The 1,343-nt window shown below is 62.2% G+C and carries 2 pseudogenes; both read right to left on the reverse strand.

Going from position 1 to position 1,343, the window contains the following annotated elements:
* Positions 1-258, reverse strand: a pseudogene (locus tag CVV68_RS25055) (transposase); the annotation flags it as partial.
* Positions 259-403: 145 nt separating this feature from the next.
* Positions 404-1,240, reverse strand: a pseudogene (locus tag CVV68_RS22925) (ISL3 family transposase); the annotation flags it as partial.
* Positions 1,241-1,343: the final 103 nt, after the last annotated feature.

A 1,343-nucleotide genomic window follows, 5' to 3' on the forward strand; every position in this document is an offset into this window, starting at 1 on the left:
GAGTTTGATCTCGACGGGACCGCAGGCCAGCATTATCAGGGCGAGGGCGGCTTCTGGAGTGTGGAATCCGTAGGACCTTCTGGTCATGGTGCGGATCTTGTTGTTCAGGCCTTCGTGGCGGCCGTTGGAGAGCTTCCTGGTGACGGCGGCGTGGATCCCTGCGGTGTGGGATCGGATCGTGGCGCCGGCCCTGACGAACTCGCGGATGTTGGATTTGGCGGCGAGGTCGCACCAGGCGGTAATCATCTCCATCACGTCCGCGGGGTTGAGGTCGCCGGCGAAGACTTCCCGTAGGGATTCCTTGAGCTGGTAGGCGTCCGGCGAGCATTCCGCCGGTGCGCTGAAGCCCGGCCAGGGTGGCTAGTTGCTTTTCGGTGAGGTTTGCCGGGTTTTTCAGCAGCACCCAGCGGGTTCCCTTGAATTTCTTCGCGATATCCTGATCGGGCAGTTCACGGGTGCGTTGCCAGATGGTACGGCGGAAGGATTCCAGCGCATTCGTAGCCAGCTGCACGACGTGGAATGGATCGTAGCAGATGACCGCGTCCGGGGCGTTGGCCTTCACAGACTTGGCGAAAGCGGGCCCCATATCCATGCTGACGGCCTCTATCGCCGCAGTGTTCGCGGGTCCGATCTCTTTGAAGAATCCGTCCAGTGTTGCCGCGTTCTTCCCCGGTGCACCCCAAACGATCTTTGAGGTCGCATGATCCGAAACCAAGGTGAGGTAGCGGTGGTGTTTGCGCCAGGAAATCTCATCCACCCCGATATTGACCAGGGACTCGAAGCGGCTCTCATCGAGCTGTTCGGCCACGACGCGTTCGCAGATCGCACCGACCGTCCGCCACGCTATCCGGGCGAACTGGGAGACGGTGGTCTTGTCCGCCCGGGTGACCAGCCAGGCGATCATGTCCTCGAAGTCCGCGCTGAACCGGGAGCCGGGCCGGGCGAACGGAACGCCCTGCACCACGACCCCATGGGCCGGGCATTTCATGCGCCGGCGGAGCATCGTGAGCACCAGGACCCGGCCGGAAAAGTCCAGGTGGCGCCACGTGGATTCCGCCCAGCGGGTGTCGTATCCGGCCATCGTCGAGTAAGCGCAGTGTGGGCAGTCAAGGCGCTTGCGGGCCGTCAATGCCACCCGCACCGACAAAGGCCCGGTGGCACCGGCAGGGCCCTCATCAACGTCAACAACGCGCACTCCTGCCAGGTTCAGGACACGGTTGAGTAGAGTGGTAGCACGCATGGGTAACTCCGAAATTTGGACAGTGTGAGAACTCCCAAATCTACCGGGTTACCCATGCCCTATAACACACAAACCCTGACCCACACTTACGTCAGGAGAGCCC

The sequence above is a fragment of the Arthrobacter livingstonensis genome (assembly GCF_003219815.1).
Taxonomy (GTDB): Bacteria; Actinomycetota; Actinomycetes; order Actinomycetales; family Micrococcaceae; genus Specibacter; species Specibacter livingstonensis.